11 protein-coding genes are annotated in these 18,704 nt (G+C 68.3%); 1 reads left to right on the top strand and 10 read right to left on the bottom strand.

Annotation, left to right across the window (positions count from 1 at the left end; translation table 11 throughout):
• Window positions 1-100 precede the first annotated feature (100 nt).
• The 10 genes from VFE28_02775 to ligA all read right to left on the bottom strand — a co-directional run bounded on the left by VFE28_02775 (window position 101) and on the right by ligA (window position 17,990).
• On the bottom strand, window positions 101-2,065 hold the full coding sequence (locus VFE28_02775; protein HZM14904.1) for a hypothetical protein: 1,965 nt from the start codon (window positions 2,063-2,065) through the stop codon (window positions 101-103).
• Between the two features lie 16 nt (window positions 2,066-2,081).
• Window positions 2,082-3,347, bottom strand: coding sequence for an imidazolonepropionase (gene hutI / locus VFE28_02770; protein ID HZM14903.1), 1,266 nt, complete (start codon window positions 3,345-3,347; stop codon window positions 2,082-2,084).
• Between the two features lie 76 nt (window positions 3,348-3,423).
• Window positions 3,424-5,079, bottom strand: a complete 1,656-nt coding sequence (gene hutU / locus VFE28_02765) for a urocanate hydratase (protein ID HZM14902.1) — start codon at window positions 5,077-5,079, stop codon at window positions 3,424-3,426.
• A 176-nt stretch (window positions 5,080-5,255) separates the two neighbouring features.
• Window positions 5,256-6,809 (bottom strand): histidine ammonia-lyase, encoded by a 1,554-nt coding sequence (gene hutH / locus VFE28_02760; protein ID HZM14901.1) that lies wholly within the window; start codon window positions 6,807-6,809, stop codon window positions 5,256-5,258.
• Between the two features lie 159 nt (window positions 6,810-6,968).
• The gene (locus VFE28_02755) at window positions 6,969-7,817 is read right to left on the bottom strand and encodes a Sir2 family NAD-dependent protein deacetylase (protein ID HZM14900.1); all 849 of its coding nucleotides are present in this window, start codon (window positions 7,815-7,817) and stop codon (window positions 6,969-6,971) included.
• 107 nt (window positions 7,818-7,924) lie between these two features.
• Window positions 7,925-10,153, bottom strand: a complete 2,229-nt coding sequence (locus VFE28_02750) for a hypothetical protein (GenBank protein ID HZM14899.1) — start codon at window positions 10,151-10,153, stop codon at window positions 7,925-7,927.
• Between the two features lie 336 nt (window positions 10,154-10,489).
• Window positions 10,490-11,914 carry a FlgD immunoglobulin-like domain containing protein gene (locus VFE28_02745; GenBank protein ID HZM14898.1) on the bottom strand — a complete coding sequence of 475 codons (1,425 nt, stop codon included), beginning with the start codon at window positions 11,912-11,914 and terminating at the stop codon, window positions 10,490-10,492.
• A gap of 80 nt (window positions 11,915-11,994) precedes the next feature.
• On the bottom strand, window positions 11,995-12,606 hold the full coding sequence (locus VFE28_02740; GenBank protein ID HZM14897.1) for a helicase C-terminal domain-containing protein: 612 nt from the start codon (window positions 12,604-12,606) through the stop codon (window positions 11,995-11,997).
• 1,092 nt (window positions 12,607-13,698) lie between these two features.
• A complete protein-coding gene (locus VFE28_02735) occupies window positions 13,699-15,993 on the bottom strand; it encodes a helicase C-terminal domain-containing protein (GenBank protein HZM14896.1) in 2,295 nt (764 codons plus the stop codon).
• A complete protein-coding gene (gene ligA, locus VFE28_02730; protein ID HZM14895.1) occupies window positions 15,990-17,990 on the bottom strand; it encodes an NAD-dependent DNA ligase LigA in 2,001 nt (666 codons plus the stop codon). Before ligA ends, VFE28_02735 begins: the two co-directional genes overlap by 4 nt.
• Window positions 17,991-18,278: 288 nt before the next feature.
• On the opposite strand from ligA, the gene VFE28_02725 reads away from it, so the two are divergent.
• Window positions 18,279-18,704 (top strand): hypothetical protein (locus VFE28_02725; GenBank protein HZM14894.1); only part of this gene is annotated, 426 nt, incomplete at its 3' end.

Genomic DNA, 18,704 nt, shown 5'->3' with positions numbered 1-18,704 from the left:
CGCACTCCCGGGTCGAGGACGAAGATCGTCGCACCAGGCAGGATAGCGCCGACCAGGGAGGGTGGGAAGATGCGTGAGGAGCCGGGGAGGTGCGAATGCCTCAGATGCGCTGCAGGCGGGCGCGCACATCGCGGTAGGAGCTGTCGACCTGCGCCACCGCTTCGAAGTACCGGCGTGCTTCGCCGCGACGGCCGAGGGCTTCGCAAGCGACACCCATGCTGAAGCGAAGACCCAAGCCGAGCCGCGGATCGTCCTGCGTGTGCAGCACCGGGGCCAGGAGCTCGAGGATCTCGCCGTGACGGCCCTGCATCGCCATGCATGCCGCCATCATCTCGAGGCTGCGCTCGCGCAACGCCGCACTTCCCTGCGCCGCCTCGAATTCGGCCAGGGCCTCGTCGTACAGGCCCATCTCGTAGTAGGCCACGCCGAGGTCGTAGCGCGCCGCCGCGTCGTCGCCGAGCGCGAGAGCCATCTGCTTGCGGAAGGTGTCGATGACCTCGGACAGCTCGTGGGTCGATCCTCCTTCATGGGGATGCTGCGCCGCGAAACCGGAGGTGTCGTCGGGAACCCAGACGGTCTCGCGCAGCTCCTGCGGCGTGTGGGATGACGGCGGTCCGAGCTCGGGCTCGGGGAGCTCGAAGGGGGTCGGCTCGGTGGTCGCGGCAGGAGGTTCGGGCAGCCAGTCCGATGCGTCGGGCTCCGGCGTTGCCGATGCCGAGCCGAGAGCGAAGGTGGTGGCGCCGAAGGAAGGAGGTGGAACCGAAGCCGCCGGGTGCTCGTCTTGGGTCCATTCCGGAGTCGCGGGAGACGGCGCGAAGTCGGCTGCCGCGGGTGCGTCGGTGAACTCCGTCTTCGCGGCGCGTGTGGGCTCGTCGCCTCCGCCGAAGAGACCGGCGAGCTCAGCGAACGAGGTTTCCGGCAGCTCGTACTCGATCCCGCCGGTTTCTTCCGCCGCACCGCCGCTCGCAGCCTCGGGGCCGATTCCTTCTCCCGCTTCTCTGCCGATCGCCTCCAGATCGGGAGGCGAAACCGGTGCGCCCAGAGCGAAGGCCGCCTCGCCGCGATCGATCACGCTCCTCTGGTCCTCGTCCCCGGAATCAGCATCGATTTCCGGTGCAAAGACGGCGCTCTCCGCCTCGTCCTCTTCCATCGCCGCGTAGGCCCGGCTTGCCACCGCATCCGGATCCGGCTCCGGCGTCTGCGCCTCGCTCCCCTTCCCGGAGGCGGCGATCTCGGGCAGGTCGTCGCCGGGCTCGACACGCGAAGCCGAAGGTGCTTCGGTTTCCGGCGGGGGCACGGGCGGCAGCTCGGCGCCGAAGACGGTGCGCGCGATGGTGCCGCGGATGTCCTCGATCTGGAGTGCCCCGCTCTCCGCCGCGGCTCGCGGCGCGGCGGCGGTTTCCCCGCGGCGCTCCGGCGCCGCCGGTGCCTCGGGTTTCCCTGGCAGCACCCCACCGCGCTTCTCCACCAGCACCCGGAGCGAACGCATCTTGGTCGTGTAGCGACGGGCCGCCTCGTCATCGCCCGCGTCAGCGGCTCGTTGGGCGAAGCGCTGCACGATCTCGAAGGCGCAGGCGAAGGCTCGGGCTTCTTCGAGCTTCTCCAGGATTTTGCCGATGGGGGCTGCTTCCGGGAACTGCTCGGCGATCTCGCGGCAGCGCTCCTCCAGGATGCGGGTGTCGCCTTCCCGTCGCCCCTGCAGGAGCTCCAGGTAGTCGGCGAGCGCCGCGGTCGTTTCGGTCTGCAACCCCTGCTCGTGCCGCAGGCGCGCCAGACGGTAGCGCACCTCCAGGCGCGATGGCGCCAGCCGCATCACCTTGCGGCACAGAGCCACGGCATTGGCGTACAGGCCGAGCGCGGCGTAGAGATCGATGGCCTTCTCGAAATGCTCACATGCCTGCGGCACTTCCTCCTTGCGCAGGCACAAGTCCCCCATCTGATTGTGGAGCATCGGGTTCGAGGCGTCGGCGGCGATCGCCTGGCGCAGCTCGGCGAGGGCGGCATCCCAGTTCTCGCGCTGCGCGAAGTCGCGGGCGCGCCGCTGGAAACCGGTGGCCTTTTTCACACTTGACCCCCGCTCTTTAGACCGAGCCGTCGCTCCAGACCACGCGACCCTCACTGACTACGAGGGCGGCGTTGTTGACCCCGAACTGATAGGGCACCTCGCGGTAGTCTTTGCCGTGGGTCACCACCAAATCGCAACGCCGCCCCGGCTCCAGGCTCCCCAGTTGGCCGCCCCGACGGATCGCCACAGCTGCATTCAAAGTGCAGGCCACGAGGGCCTCCGCCGGCGTCAAACGCAACAGCGAGCACGCGAGCGACCAGATCGCTTGCATGCTCGGACAGTGGCTGGAGCCGGGATTGAAGTCCGTGGCCAAGGCCACCACGGCGCCGGCTTCCACCAAGGCACGGGCCGGGGCGTAGGCTCCGAGCGCCAACCCGAAGCTCGTCCCGGGTAGGAGCACGGCCACAGTGGCGCTGCTCCCGAGCGCTTGGATTCCCGGCGGCGACACCCGCAGCAGGTGATCCGCCGACACCGCGCCCAGACGGCAGGCCAACTCGGTGCCGCCATACGGCTCCAACTCGTCCGCGTGCAGCTTGGGGGCCAACCCCAGTCGCGCTCCTGCTTCCAGGATCGTGGCGCTCTCCTCGAGCGTGAACACCGAGGGTTCGCAGAAGACGTCGTTGAACTCGGCGAGGCGCGCCGCCTGAGGCAGCATCTCGTGGACGAGGAGGCGTACGTACTCCACGCGCCGGGCCCGGAACTCCTCGGGCACCTCGTGCGCACCGAGAAAGGTGGGAACGACGCGTACGGGAACTTGCTCCCCGGCGCGGCGGATCACTCGCAGCAGCTTGAGCTCGTCCTCCAGGGTCAAGCCATAGCCGCTCTTGATCTCCACCGTCGTGGTGCCGTGGGCCAGCATGCGGCGCAAGCGCTCCACGAGCAGCGCCAGCAGCTCGTCCTCACTGCGGGCGCGCACGTCGCGGACGCTCGAATGGATGCCGCCACCGGCGGCGGCGATCTCCTGGTAGCTCGTGCCGGCGATGCGTGCGGCGTACTCGGCGGCGCGGGCGCAGCCGAAGACGGCGTGGGTGTGGGGGTCCACGAAGGCCGGGATGACGCTGCGCTGCTGCGCATCCACTTCGACGCAGCCGGGCAGCTTCTCGATGCGGTGCAGCACCTCGTGCTCCGGCCCCCAGTGCACGATGGCCCCGGAACGGGCGACCAGCGCCGCGTTCTCCACCCGGCGCAGCCGCCCGAGGTCGCCGCGACGCAGCGGCATGCCCTCGCCGATGGGCGAGACGATCTCGCTGCAGTTGAAGAGGAGGAAATCGACCGCTGTCACGCCGCCCTCCGAGAGCACGGCCCCGCCGTGGACAGCCGCTGTCGACGCGGTGGCGGGCGCGTGTGCATGCCGTGCTTCAGTCTCCGAGCATGGGCAGACGCAAACCGTGCCGGTGTGCCGCGCTCAAGGCCTCGGGGTAACCGGCGTCGGCGTGTCGAGCAATTCCCATGCCCGGGTCACAATCGAGCACTCGGCGCAATCGCTCTCCCGCTTGCGGAGTGCCGTCGGCGACGATGACCATTCCGGCGTGCACAGAGAGTCCCATGCCGACGCCGCCGCCTTGATGCACCGAGACCCAAGTGGCGCCGCTCACCGCGTTGAGCAAGGCGTTGAGCAGCGGCCAATCGGCGACGGCGTCGCTGCCGTCGCGCATTGCTTCGGTCTCACGGTAGGGGCTCGCCACCGAGCCCGAATCCAGGTGATCGCGCCCGATGACGATGGGAGCGCGCAGCTCGCCGCGGGCGACGAGATCGTTGAGCGCCAGACCGAAGCGCGCGCGCTGGCCGTAGCCGAGCCAGGCGATGCGCGCCGGCAAGCCTTGTCCCGCCACTTGCGCCGAGGCCAGGCGAATCCACCGGCAGAGGGATTCGTCCTCCGGGAAGAGCTCCAGCACCAGCTGATCGGTGCGGGCGATGTCGGCAGGATCGCCCGAAAGTGCCACCCAGCGGAATGGACCCTTGCCCGAGCAGAAGAGCGGGCGCACGTAAGCTGGGACGAAGCCGGGATAAGCGAAAGCTTCGGCGACGCCGGCCTTCTGCGCTTGACCGCGCAAGTTGTTGCCGTAGTCGAAGACGACGCTGCCGGCGGCCTGGAAGTCGAGCAGCGCGCGGCAGTGCGTCGCCATGGAGGCGAGGCTGCGGCGAATGTATTCGGCCGCATCGCGCTGGCGCAAGGACGCTGCTGCCTGCACCTCGAGGCCCTGCGGCACGTAACCGTGCAGCTCGTCGTGTGCCGAGGTCTGATCGGTGACGATGTCGGGGCGGAAGCCGCGCTGCACGAGAGCGGGCAAGACCTCGGCGCAATTGCCCTGGAGCGCGATGGAGAGCGCTTCGCCGCTGGCGCGGGCGTGCTCGGCCCGGGCCAAGGCCCCTTCCACCGTCGTTTCCTGCACCTGACAGTAGCGGGTCTCGAGACGCCGGGCGATCCGTGCCGGATCGACCTCCACCGCCAGGCAGACGCCGCCGTTCATCGTCACCGCGAGCGGCTGCGCCCCCCCCATGCCGCCCAGGCCGCCGGTGAGGACGATGCGTCCTTGAAGACTGCCGTCGAAGTGCTGCCGCGCGCAGGCCGCGAAGGTCTCGTAGGTTCCCTGCAGAATGCCTTGCGTGCCGATGTAGATCCAGCTCCCCGCGGTCATCTGGCCGTACATGAAGAGGCCGCGGCGATCGAGCTCGTGGAAGTGCTCCCAGGTGGCCCAGCGCGGCACCAGGTTCGAGTTGGCGAGCAGCACGCGCGGCGCATCGGGATGGGTGCGGAAGACGGCGACGGGTTTGCCCGACTGCACGATCAAGGTCTCGTCCGCTTCCAGCCGGCGCAGCTCCCGCACGATGGCCTGGGCGCAATCCCAGTTGCGCGCCGCCTTGCCGATGCCGCCGTAGACGACGAGGTCTTGCGGGCGCTCGGCCACCTCGGGATCGAGGTTGTTGCAGAACATCCGGAGCGCCGCTTCCTGCAGCCAGCCCTTGCAGACCAGCGTCGTCCCCCGCGGCGCCCGCAGCCGCTTCTCCGCCAGAGCGCGATCGAGGTCGAAGGGCACGCTGCGGACGTCGGTCACCTTGCCACCTCCCACTTCATGCTGCACCTTCGACCACGAGCGCATCTACCAGTCAATCCGTCACATCCAGCCCGTCGCGTCCCTCGCCCAGTGGAGCCTGTCGCATCCAACCCGCGCACCGTTCCCAGGCAAACTCAAGGCGCCAGCGGCTCCTTCATGGCCGACACGGCCGCTGCGACGACGTTCTCGAGCGCCGAGGTCGCCGCCAGCGCCGCGATGTCCGGGGCGAGACTGCGGTCCTCTTCGAGGCGCGGCACAAAGCGGCGCACGGCCTGCAACGCCGCGGCAGTCGCCGGACCCGGAGCGAGCGGCGCATGGAACTCGAGCGCCTGGGCCGCGGCGATGAGCTCTGCCGCGATGGCGCCGCGGGCGTTGTGCAACAGACGCGGCAAGCGCACCGCGGCGATGCTCCCCATGCTGTTGTGGTCCTCCACACCGCCGCCCGTGACCACGTTGTCCGCCGCTGCCGGGTGCAACGCCGTCCGGTTCTCGGACACGAGAGCCGCCGCCAAATACTGCAGCATCATCAGGCCCGACTGCAGTCCCGGGCGCGGGGTCAAGCAGCGTGGCAGGGCTTCCACGTCGTGATCGTGGAGCAGACGGTGCAACCGGCGTTCGGAGAGGCTGGCGACCTCGGCCACGGCGACGCCGAGGGCGTCGAGAGCGAGCGCGAGCGGCTGGCCGTGGAAGTTGCCGCCCGAGATCACGCGCCCATCCTCGGGGAAGACGAGAGGGTTGTCGGTCACCGCATCGGCCTCGATCTGCAACACCCCTTCCACCCAGCGCAGGACGTCCTGGGAGGCGCCGAGAACCTGCGGCGTGCAGCGCAGCGAGTAGGCATCCTGCACCCGGGCGCAGTCGGCGTGACTGGCGACGATGGCGCTCCCCTGCAGCAAGGCGCGCAAGTTGGCGCCGACGGCGATCTGTCCGGCGTGACCGCGCAGCGCCTGCACGCCGGCGTCGAAGGCGGCGACGCTGCCGAGCATGGCCTCCACCGACATGGCTGCCCCCACTTGCGCCGCGTGCAGCACGAGCTGGGCTTCACTGCTCGCGAGGATCCCGCCAGCCGTCATCATCTGCGTGCCGTTGACAAGCGCCAGGCCTTCCTTCATGGCGAAGCGATGGGGCCGCAGGCCCTCCTGCTGCAATGCCGCCGCTGCCTGCTTGCGAGTGCCGGCGTGGAAGACTTCGCCCTCGCCGAGGAGTGCGAGACCGATGTGGGCGAGGGGCATGAGATCGCCGCTCGCTCCCACGGAACCCTGGGACGGGACGACGGGGATGAGGTTGTGCGCGAGGAGAGCGAGCAACGCTTCGGGCAGCGCCGGCCCGACGCCGGAATAGCCCCGGGTGAGGGAATGGGCGCGCAGCACCAGCATGGCGCGCACCACCGGCACTGGCAGTGGTTCGCCGAAGCCGGCCGCATGACTGCGGATCAGGTTGACCTGCAGGGCCTCGATGTCACCATCGGGGACGCGGGTACGAGCGAAGGGGCCGAAGCCGGTGTTGATGCCATAGAGCGCCTCGCCGCCGGCGACGGCACGTTGCAGCGTCTCGGCGGCTCGTTCACAGCGTTCCCGCGCCGCCGGCGCGAGCACCGCCGTCGCCCCTGCGGCCACGGCGCGCACATCGGCGAGCTCCAGGTGCTCGCCGTCCACCTTCACCATTCGCGTCGCCCGCGCCTCTGGCATCGTTGCTCCGCCCTCCGGCGCGCATCGTGCCCTTTGGCGCCACCGCCGTCAACGGCGCCGCTTCCGTCCACGGCGTCGCCGCCGTCAACGCCGCCGTTTCCCCAGGGAGCAGTTGAGGGGCCGGCGCGAACGGTCAGTGCCAGGCTGGCCCCCGCGCCGCTATGTCAGCGGCTGCCGCGGCGGGCCGGGAGGGAGCGTTGCCAGCAATCGCTGCACCAGGCCCGGGAGCGAGGCGGCCGCCGCGGCGGGCAGATGCAGGCCGTGTTCGGCGGCCCAAGCCGCGAAGGGATTCGGCTCCAGATTCAAGTCCAGGATCGGGATTCGCCGGTCGGCGGCGATCTCGCCCATCCGGAGCGGCAGCGACGTCGCCCCCGAGGTGCCGATGACGAGAAGGAATGCCGCCCGACGCGCCGTCTCGAGGGCACGGCGATAGAGAGTTTCGTCGTAGATCTCGTCGAACCAGAGCACGTGCGGCCGCGCCCAACCGCCGCAGCGCTGGCAGCGCAGCGCCTCCCGCTCGCGGGCACCGAGTCTGTCGGAGCGTCCGCAGGGTTGGAAGGACAACGGCACGGGCCAGAGGTCGGGGCCGCAGGAGGAGGCGCAGCGCATCCAGTGCAAGTTGCCGTGGATTTCGAGCGTGCGTTCCGGGCTGCTTCCGGCGCGTCGGTGCAACCCGTCGACGTTCTGCGTCACGAGCGCGAAACGATCCTGCAAGGATTCCTCCAGCTCCACCAAGGCGTGGTGCGCCGCATTCGGCTCTGCCGCCGCGCAGAGGTTTCGCCGGTACAGGTACCAGGCCCAGACCTCCTCGGGGTGGTCCTGGAAGAACAGGCGCGTCGCGATCTCCTGTGGCGCGTATTCCCGAGAGCCGACGGTCCAGAAACCCTCGGGACCACGGAACGTGGGGATGCCGCTCTCGGCGGAAATGCCAGCGCCCGTCAGCACCACCACCGGACCCGCCGGCGCCTTAGCGACCAGGGTCTCCAAGCTGCGGGGCGCCGAATCCAAGGCATCCTCCGTATCGACCGATCGAGAGCACCGCGAAATCGCCTTCGGCGCACGACGATCCGCTGGGATTCGGAACGGGTCGGCCGGTTGCTCCGCTCAGGAACCGCTCACCGCAACAGCAAGAGCCGGCCCGAGTGCTCCCCCAGCGACGTGCGCAGGCAGTAGCTGTACACGCCATTCGGAAGACCGGCGGGTGGGTCCCAGATGGCTTCTTGTGGACCTCGCTCCAGGCTGGACCCGCGCAGGAGCACGCTCACGAGCCGGCCGCGGACATCGTAGACGGTGAGGTGCACGCGATCCGGCCGCCCCAGAGCGAACGTGATCGAGGCCCGCGCACCGAAGGGGTTCGGGAACGCGCGCACCGAGGTCAGGCCTTCCGTGCCAGGCCAGATCGCGGTCACCTGTCCGAGCGAGCCGGAGCTGCGCCAGACGCCGTTGTACGTTCCGATGTAAAGGTACCCGTCGTCGGCGATGCTGAACGAACGGGCGTCCGGGATCTCCCCCAGGTCTTCCCACCGGTCGGCCTGCAGCCGAAGCACGTGGCCGCCCACGCCGGTGTCCGACAGCGCATAGAGGGTTCCCGTCGGGTCGAGAAGAAGGTCCTGAACCCACCAGACGCCCGGTCCGAAGGCCGGCATCGGCGACTCGATCCATGTTCCGCCCGCATCCACCAGGCGAACGACCCGCACCTCCGATCCAGCCGCTTGGGTTGCGACGTAGAGCATGTGTCCATCCGGCGCGAAAACGAGCGGCCCGTCGCCGACCGTAGCGATCTGCGTCCATCCGAAGCCGCCATCGTCGGAGAGGTAGGTCCCGGAGTCGTATGGTGAACCGGAACCAACCACGCGCAGCGACGGACCGGCCTCGAGAAAGTGCAGGTCCCGCGGCCCGACGCCGGCTGACCAATCGAAGACACCTGCCGCCGCAGCCGGTGCAGCATGAACCCCATCGAGACACGCCACGAGAAGGGAGCCGTTTGCGGTGACCACCGTGGCGGCGTGGAGAGCATCATATCCGCAGGAGGGCGCGCTGCCGCTCCGCACGCCTCCTGGCCCGACGGCGAACGCCCTATTCCAACCGTCGAAGGCGAAGACGATGCCGGAAGCGTCGCGGGCGAACACGCTGGCTCCGAGAATCTGAGCACAGATGGTCGGTGTCACGTCCGCCAGAAGCAGCCAATCCATCCCGTGGTTGGTGGAAGCGTACACCGAATGAGGGCCAGCGGCGAAGATGGTCGGCGTGCCCGGCGGGGTGTCGACCCAGATGGCAGAGGCAGTGCTCTTCCCGGGCCCGACCGGGAGCGCCGACCAGCCTGTTCCCCCATCCGCGGAGATCAAGATGCCCCGGGAAATGGTTCCGCAGATGTCGCAGCCGAAGCCTACGGTGACGGTGAACAGAGTGCCGTCGTGACGCAACACGAGCTCGCGCGGGATGGACTCGGTCGAGAGCTGGCGCTGCGACCACGTGACCCCACCGTCGGCGCTCTGGTAGATCCCCTGGGCGACGCAGCTCGGCACTCCCGGGAAGCCGCATCCGGGGCACGACATGGCGTAATGGCAACTGGTGTCCACAGAAACCGTGGTGCTTGCATCGTCGCCAACCAGGATGTCGTTGACGCGCTGTGTGGCAAATCCCAACAAACTCAGTTCGCCGTTCTCGTGTGCCCGGTACAGGCCACCCCATTGGCAGGTTGGATACCCGAGGCTTGCCAGACCGACATAGGCTCCACCCTCCGGGTGCGCCGCGAGCGCCGTCGCCGGTAGCGGCAGCGCCGCCATCTGCGCCCACGTCGCCCCCGCGTCGCCGGAGTGGTAGAGGCCAGAGGCGACGGCCGCCCAAACCGTACCGTTCGCCGCCACCTCGACGGCTTCGATCGTGGCCTGAGGGAGCCCGAGGAGTGTCCACGTCCTGCCACCATCCGCCGACCGATACAATCCCGATCCCGTGGCCGCGAATACTCGTCCGGTCGCATCGAACGCGACTTGCAGGATCGCCGGCAGCGATCCAGGGCGCGTCCATGTTTGGCCATGGTCGCTCGATACGAACTGGTCGCCGGCGCCGAAGGCCCAGACCTGGCCGTCGGGCGCGACCTCGACCGCCGACACCGGTGCTGGAAGAGCGGGCAGATTGGTCCAGCGCGACGACGCGGAGATGAGACGGCTCACGGACCGATCGTCAGTCGTGGCGAATAGGTCACCGTTGGGCGACAAGGCAATGTCCACGGCATTCCGTCCGAGCGGACCTGCCGTGGGTACGAAGAACCCGGACGCCGCGGCCCGGGCACACGCGACGGACGCCAGCAGAGCGACGGTGAGAATCACGGTGCGTGAAGACATGGCCACTCCTTGGAGGGGATGTCGGGTGAGGTGATCATTCTGGACCACTGACACTGCAAACGATGGCAGCACGGCCACGGACCCACATCGAATCCGGCAATGCCATGCTTTGGGTTGCAGTCGAGACCAAGTCAGGGAATGCCCTGGGGCCCGTGGCCACGAGGACAAGCCCCAACAGAGCCATCGGCCAAACCGGCACTATTCGTTTTGCTTGGGGTCAGAGTTCGTTAGCAATTCTCGTCGAAGGCACCTCCTTCGTCGATCCCGGAGGATGTCCTGAGCCATCGCGCCCGACGCAGTCGCGTAGTGCGCACCCGACCATCGCACCGCGCCAGGTTAGCGCAGGAGAACGGTCTTCGCGGAATACACCGTGCCGTCCAGATGGACGCGGACGAGATAGACGCCACTCGCAACCTGACGGCCCCGGAGATCGCGCCCGTCCCAGAGGATCCGTCGTGCGCCGCTCTGGGGGACGAGATCGTCGAGCTGCGCCACCCGGCGCCCCCCGACGTCGTAGATGTCGACCCGGACACCCTCGCCCTTGGATTCCGCCACCAGGATCTCGACGCCGCCGTCGGTTCCGCTGCGCACGAGCACTGGTTCCGCTGTGGCGACAGGCAATGGCTTGCTCGCGCATCCCTGCGGATCGTAGAGCTGGCCATCGTCGATACAAGTGCCCTTTCGAGTCACCGGCACGCACACGGACACGACGCCGCTGCACTGGGCGGATTGCGGTTCTCGAGCGACGAAGGAGAGCCGATAGACGCGCCCGTTGCGTTGCGGGTCGCGTGCCGCGCGGAGCGACGCGTCCGCAAAGCTGAGGAGGGCGTCGGGACAGTGGACGGAGCTCGGCTCATCGCTGCTGACGCCAGTGAGATTCACCGCCACTGGATTGCCGCCGGCATCGAGGGCGTCGACGTGCACGTTCACGAACTGACTGCTCGGCGGCCAGAGCGAGGTGATGTCGGCGCGTCCGGTCAGGCAGTCGTCGGAACATTGGCACTGGATGGACAGGGTCGACGTGGCCACGAACGCCTCAGAGCATCCCGCCGTCCGCGCCTCCGCACGGATGCTGTACGAGGTCACCTGGCAGTCGTTGGTGACCTCGCGGCTACCGGAAACCACGGCACCCGGAGCGACACCCGAGTGCGAGGCCACGTGTACGCCACCGACGAAGATGTCGATGTCCGCGGACACGGGCGAACAGTTCGTCACGGTGCCGGTGACGTTCAGAGTCGCTGCCGGACAGCCGCGCAGGACGGGAGCCGCTGCGATGCTCACGCACGGAGCGGATTCACAGCTACAGGTCGGCTCGTGCACGCACACGCTCAGGAGGCAGTCGTGGAATCTCTGCCCGGCGGCGGCCTGGCACGCCTCGAATAGGGCGCTGCAGGTAGCGGGGGCGCCGCCCGACTGCAGGCAGGCCACATATTGGTCGTTGCAGCGAGTCGTCTCGAAGCCAAAGTTGAGGTGGCAGTTGCCGCAAGGGTCGTTGCCCACAGGGCAAGGGCGGGCGCAAGCAATGAAGTCGGCGTCGGCCGCGGCGAGGCAGTCGGCATTCTGGGCGGCACACAAGGCCAGCTGGTCCGGATCCCCACCAGCGTTGGCGACGCAGGTCTGATAGTCCGCATCGCAGGCGGCGATGCTGGCGCTACGGGCGCAGTTGCAGGTGTCGATGCAGGTTTGGGCGGAGGCGAGGGCGCTCGTCAGAACCGAGACGGCTACGACCGCGAACGCTGTACCCCTGGAGACGCAAGACATACGTCCCTCCGATGTAAGCACTGTTGTTCGCGCTCTCAGGGCCGGCAGTGTAGCCGTATGCGGGCCCAATCGTCAAGAAATCAAAACGACTGGCTTCCGTGTTTCAGGCTGCTTGCAAACCACTGGCGGACGTGGGCCAGCATGGATTCCGGCGTCTCGAAGCTCCGGGTGCGGACGGGAAGCGAGGCCACGAAAGTCTCGCCGTAGGCCCGGCTCTCGAGGCGGCCGTCGAGGAGGAGCACGGCTCCCCGGTCCTGCCGCGTGCGGATGAGGCGCCCGAAGCCTTGACGGAAGCGCAGGACCGCTTCGGGCAAGAGGAAATCGCCGAAGGGATCCTCGCCGCGAGCACGTAGGCGTTCGCAGCGGGCCTCGACCAGCGGCTCGTCCGGTGGGGCGAAGGGAAGCTTGGCGAGCACCAGGATTTCCAGCGCTTCGCCGGGGAAATCGACTGCCGCGCACAAACTCCGCCGGTAGACGTACCAGGCCCAGACGTCGGGATGACGGTGGAAAAACGCCTGCGTTGCCATTTCCTGTGGCGCGTAGGTGGAAGAACCCACGGTCCAAAATCCCTCGGGCCCCCGGAAGGTGGGGATGCCACTCTCTGCCGAGATCCCGGCCCCGCTCAGGACGACTACCAGGCCTGACTTGGCGCTCGAGACAAGAGCCTCCAGTGTGTCGGGCAGCGCGTCCAAGGCTTCCTCCCCACTGACCCCGAGGTAAATGTACTTTGACCTGGGCCATCGAGCTTCGACGCTGCCGTGTAGCAGGTGGAACCGTGTCGAAGTCATCGCTGAGGATCCGCTCTAAAATCTCCTGATAAGTCACTGCGGGGAAACCCGTTGCTCCCTTCATGGGGGCCCTTGGCACCATCGGGCGATGCGCCAGAGTCCATCCAGCTTGAGACCGTTGCGGCCTGGCAGACCGACGGGGCGAAAAAGAGCGTTGAAAGCAACTTCGGGATGCGTCGCTTGTACTTGGTGTGGGGACCATTCCCAAAGGCGTTTGGAGCCCTCCACGGGATTGGAGGAACGCTATGAAATCCTGGCTACGACCATCGACCCTTGTCGTACTGCTTCTTTCTGCCTGGGCGCAGGCAGGGCAAGCCAACGACACTCGAGCAATCCTCGAGACGCTGCGCGCAATCGTTCCCGTGCCACCTGAATGGGAAGGCATCTGGGCCACAGAAGACTCGAGCTACGACTGCTATGAACATACTGTCTACACCGTTGCGTCCTGGCAAGACACGATATGTGCCGGCGAGGAATTGATTCCCACGCCCGAGGCGCCGTATCCAGAGGTCTGCAGAGGGACAGCGACGGCGACGACTCTCCATCTCGAATGCGCCTGGAGTGTTGGGGATTGGCTTTGCACGGATTCCTTCACCCTGACGTTGGACGCTACGCGAGATGGAGATTCCTTCTATTACGTTTGTGTTACCGAGGCGGAGTCGGCTGGTGCAGCTTGCTTTGGCGGCGGGTGCACAGTCGAGCACGTTCATGGTACGCGTATCCTCCCTGCCCACTGCGCCACGCCGACGTTGCCGGTGAAATGGGGTGACGTGAAAGCCATGTATCGCTGATTCTAGTGTGACCCGTCGTCAAGCGCAGCCTCCCTCCCCTCTCGGCCGTGGGGGAGGCTGCCCTACTAGGCGAAGACGACGGATGAGACGCTCCGCACGCGACGCATTGGTCCCGTAGTCCGCGCCGTTAAAGAGGATTGTTTCGCCGTTCAAATCGTGGAGCGCGAGCGGCGCCACGAGGGCGTTGCCGCCGTGCGCAGTGAACCTATCCGATTTGGTTTTCCATTCCACGATCGAGCCAGGTGCGCACGTGCGCGAGCATCGTCTCCGGCGTGTCGAAGCTCTGGGTGCGGACCGGGAGCGACGCCACAAAGGTCTCGCCGTAGGCCCGGCTCTCGAGGCGGCCGTCGAGGAGGAGCACGGCGCCCCGGTCCTGCCGCGTGCGGATGAGGCGCCCGAAGCCTTGACGGAAGCGCAGGACCGCTTCGGGCAGGAGGAAATCGGCGAAGGGGTCCTCGCCTCGCGCCCGCAGGCGTTCGCAGCGGGCCTCCACCAGCGGCTCGTCCGGTGGGGCGAAGGGAAGCTTGGCGAGCACCAGAACCTCCAGCGCTTCGCCGGGGAAATCGACGCCCTCCCAGAAGCTCGCGGTGCCCAGGAGAATCGCCGCAGGCGTGGCCGTGAGACGGTCGGCGAGGGTGGCGCGCTCGGCCGTGATCCCCTGGGCGAGGAGCGGTGCTTTGCCGCCGAGGCGCTGGACGAGCTCGGCGTGCAGTGCCCGCAACATAGAGTGCGAGGTGAGGAGGACGAGCATGCGCCGCTGGGTCTCGCGGTGCAGGTTCTCCACCAACGCCGCCATGGTCGGCACGAATTCCGGATCCCGATAATCTCCGAGGCTCGCCGTGTGCACCACCGTGCATTGCGCCGCGTACTCGAAGGGAGATTCGACGGTGAGCTGCCGCACCGTCGAGGCGAGTCCCAGGCGGCGTCGCACGAACGCCGCATCCCCTTCCACGAAGAGAGTGGCCGAGGTGTAGATGACGGCGCGCTCTGGCGCCGAGAGAAGCTGCTGCAGCGCCGCTCCCACCTCGAGCGGCGTGGCGACGATGGCGGTGAGCGCGGAGTCGGTGCCGCTGAAGTCGAGATGGTAGACCCAGTCGTCGTCGGCAGCTCGAAGGACGCATTCCAACGCCTGCGATGCTTCCTGCAGCAAGGAGAGCACGACGCCGGCGAGCTCGGCCAGGCCCGCCCCCGGCGCCGTCACCGCTGCCGCGAGGCACTCGCTCTCGGCTTGGGCTGCTACATCGAGCCCTACATCCAAGGCCTCGCGCAGCGCCGTGACCTCGGTCTGCACCCGGCCGAAGACTTCGTCGGCATCGCGGTAGCGCTGGCGCGGGCGCACCCGGGCGGCGCGAGGCAGCGCCGCATCGAGCGTTTCCAAGAGCAGGAGGAGCTGCCGCCGCACCGTCTGGCAACGCTCGCCGAGACGCACGACGAGCTCTTCGAGGGCCGCCGAGGTCCCTGGTGTGGCCCGACGTTCCGCCTCCAGCCGGCGTGCGGCGACGACAAGAGTCTCGCCGCGACCGGCGTGCAAGCGAACGGCGAGCGCCTCGGTCGCCACGCCTTCCAAGGCGTGGGCCTCGTCCACGACCAAACCACCGCAGTCTCCGAGGAGCGTGCCCTCGAGCCGCCCGTCCTCGCAGAGCAAGGCGTGGTTGACGACGACGAGATCGGCGGCTCGCGCTCGCTCACGCGCCGCGTATACCGGGCACGGTGGGTCACCCCGGCAAGCGCGTCCGGCGCAGGTCTCACGCCGGCTGCGCACCGCCTCCAGGTGCTCCGGCGCGCAGCCCGGCAGGATCTCGTCCAGGCTGCCGTCGTCACGGCGGAGGAGCGCGAGAAGTAGGCGCAACAATTCCAGGCTACCGCCGCGCTCTCGCCAGGCTTGCACCCAGCGATCGAGAGCGGTGACACAAACGTAATTCCCCCGTCCGAGCAACTTCGCGAATCCCAAGCCGTGCCCGCCGTCGGAGCGTGGCACTGCGTCCAAATCGAGACTCGCCCACAACCAAGGGAGCTCGCGCTGGACGAGCTGCTCCTGGAGCGTCCGTGTGTGCGTGGCGATGACGACCCGGCGTCCGGAGCGCACGGTGTGCACGATCGCCGCCAAGGCGTAGGCCAGCGATTTGCCACTGCCCGTGCCCGCCTCGACGACGAGCACCTCCTGCTTCTCCAGCGCCTCGAGGACCGCATGCGCCATCTCGAGCTGTCCCGCGCGCGCTTCGAAGACGCCCTGCCGAGGCGCCGAAGACAGGTGCTCGTAGCAACGGTCGAGGAGAGGGTGTGGCGCTTGCAGCGCGGCTTGGCGCAACGGTCCCCGAGCCGGCGGCGGCGCCGGGCGGCGCTGCAGACGCTGCAAAACCACCGCGGTGAGTGCCGTTCCGAGACGGCGCCTGGCCTCGACGGCTTCCGCCGGCAGAATCTCCATGGCGAGCCGGAGCAGACGTGGATCCGCGCCGGGCCGACATGCGGCCTCGATCTCCGGCAGCACCTCGGCGATCACGGTGTCCCTTCGAGGTAGGCGAGGAACTGCGCCTCGTCGAGCTGCGGGATGCCGAGCTCTTGCGCTTTGTCGGCCTTGCTGCCCGGATCGGCGCCGACCACCACGTACTGTGTCTTCTTGCTCACCGAGCCGCTGACGCGCCCGCCGCGCGCTTCGATCGCCGCCTGCGCCTGCGGTCGCGTCATCTTTTCGAGCGTCCCGGTGAGGACGAAGGTGAGGCCGGCGAAGGGTTGTGGCCCGCTTCGCTTCGCTGGTTCGGGCCGGAGCACGCCGAGATCGACGAGATCATCGATCAGCGCCCGAGTCGTCTCCCCGTGCAGGAAGGCAGCGATGCTCGCCGCCACCCGCGGTCCCACGTCCTCCAGCTCCTGCAACTCCTCGAGGCTCGCCCGGCGCAGCGACTCCACGTCGGGATAGCGCGCCGCCAGCACCGCCGCTCCGGCGATGCCGACGTGCCGGATGCCGAGAGCGTGGAGCTTGGTGCGCCAGGGGCGCTTCTTGCTCGCCGCGATGGCGTCCAGGAGCTGCTGCGCCGACTTCTCCGCGAAGCGCTCCAGAGGGAGCAGGTCCTCGAGGCGCAGCCGGTAGAGATCGCCGAAGCTCCGGACGAGGCCCTTCTCCACCAGGAGCTTCACGTTCTGCTCGCCCAGGCCGGCAATGTCCATGGCATTGCGGGAAGCGAAGTGCTGCAGGCGGCGCTCGAGCTGCTGCGGACAGCTCGGGTTCTCGCAGCGCACCGCCACCTCGTCGGGGTTCTCCACCAAATCGGCCCCGCAGGAAGGGCACTTCTTCGGGAAGCGGTAGCGCTTCTCCTTCCCCGTCCGCAGCTCGCGCAGCACGCCTACGACCTTGGGGATCACGTCGCCCCCGCGCTCCACCAGCACGGTATCGCCGATGCGGACGTCGAGACGCTCGAGCTCATCCCGATTGTGCAGCGTCGCCCGGCCGATGGTGATGCCTCCGAGCCAGACCGGTTCGAGCTCCGCCACCGGTGTGACGCTGCCCGTTCTCCCCACCTGCACCGTGATGTCCCGCAGCTTCGTCCGTACCTGCGCCGAGCCGAACTTGAAGGCGATGCCCCAGCGCGGCGCTTTCGCCGTCACCCCGAGCTCGCGCTGCTGCGCCAGGGAATCGACCTTGATCACGGCGCCGTCGATCTCATAAGGAAGGTCCTCCCGCTGCGCCCGCAAGGAGGCGATGGCTTCGTTCACCGCCGCGAAGTCTCGACAGTGGCGGTTGTGCTCGTTCACCGGGAAGCGCGCGCGCCGCAGCGCCTGCAGCGTCTTCCAGTGCGTGGCCAACCCGAGCCGCTCCGCTTCCACCAACTGGTAGACACAGAGGGTGAGCGGCCGCGCCGCCACCTGCTCGGGATCGAGGAGCTTGAGCGAGCCCGCCGTGGTGTTCCTCGGGTTGGCCAAGGTCTTCTCTCCGGCCTTTTCGCGCTCGGCGTTGAAGCGTCGGAACGCCTCCGTGGGCATGAAGATCTCGCCGCGCACCTCGAACTCCGGCCAGGGGGCCTGCACGCGTTGCGGCAAGGTCTTCAGCGTGGCCACGTTGCGCGTCACCTCATCGCCACTCCGGCCGTCACCGCGGGTGACGGCGCGGACATAGCGTCCGCCCTTGTAGTGCAAGCTCACGGCGACGCCGTCCAGCTTGGGCTCGACGACGTAAGCGGGTTCGGCACCACCCAAGAGCTCCACGACCCGGGTGTGGAAGGCGGCGAGCTCACTGTCGTCGTAGGTATTGTCCAGGGAGAGCATGGGCACCTGATGCGCCACGGTCGGGAAGTTCCGATCCGTGGCGCCGCCGACGCGGGCCGTCGGCGAATCCGAGCGGCGGTACTGCGGATGCTGTGCTTCCAGCGCCGCCAGCTCCTGCACCAGCGCGTCGTACTCCGCGTCCCCGATCTCCGGCGCCGCCTCCTCGTAGTAAAGCTGGTCGTGGCGCTCGATCTGGCGCCGTAGCTCCTCGATACGCTTGGCCACCGAAGCGCTCATGCTCACTCCGCCGTGATCGGTGTGGTGTGGATCGGAAGCCACGCCGTGCGCCGACGGCCCATCCCTGTTCGTGGATCGCTGGCCGTTCCACCAAGGCCCATGAGGACACGGGATCCGGCCTCTGCGCCGGCGCATCGAGGCGCGACCCTGCGCTCCCCTCGCCCGGTGGGGCTCCCCGGAGAGTAGCGCTGCGCGGCGAGTTCCGGTAGGACCGGGCAGGCTTGCCTCTCGGCAGCTTGGAGGACTACGCTTTCCCTCGCCCTCTCCTGACTGCAGGAGGTGCTCTTCATGTTCTCGCTACGGATCCTTCTCGTCATGGGCCTGCTCGTACCGGCAGCACGCGCCGAAGTCATTCTCTATGTCGATCGGCAGTCGTGCTTTCCGATGGCGCCGTTCCAGCCGGCCTTCGCGTACGTCATGGCCTACGATCCATCGAACCACGGCTTCACGGAGCTGCAGTTCGCGATCGCCGGACTGCCGGTGGACGTGCTCGCAGCCAACCTCACCCCGTTCCCTGCGGGAGCGACGTTGTCGGGGAATCCATTCACTGGCTCGGGGTGTACGATTTCCTTCCCGGATTGCACCGCGAGCGGTGTCTTCGGCCCGGTCGTGGTGCTCTCCTTCCAGTTGCTCGCGCTGCTGAACGCCAGCGATCCGCTATTGCAGGTCACCGGCGCCAGCGACTTCCCTCCCAGCGTCGGCTGCCCGCTCGTC

The organism is Candidatus Krumholzibacteriia bacterium, from assembly GCA_035649275.1.
Classification (GTDB): domain Bacteria; phylum Krumholzibacteriota; class Krumholzibacteriia.
This window is presented reverse-complemented; position numbering and strand designations above follow the sequence as displayed.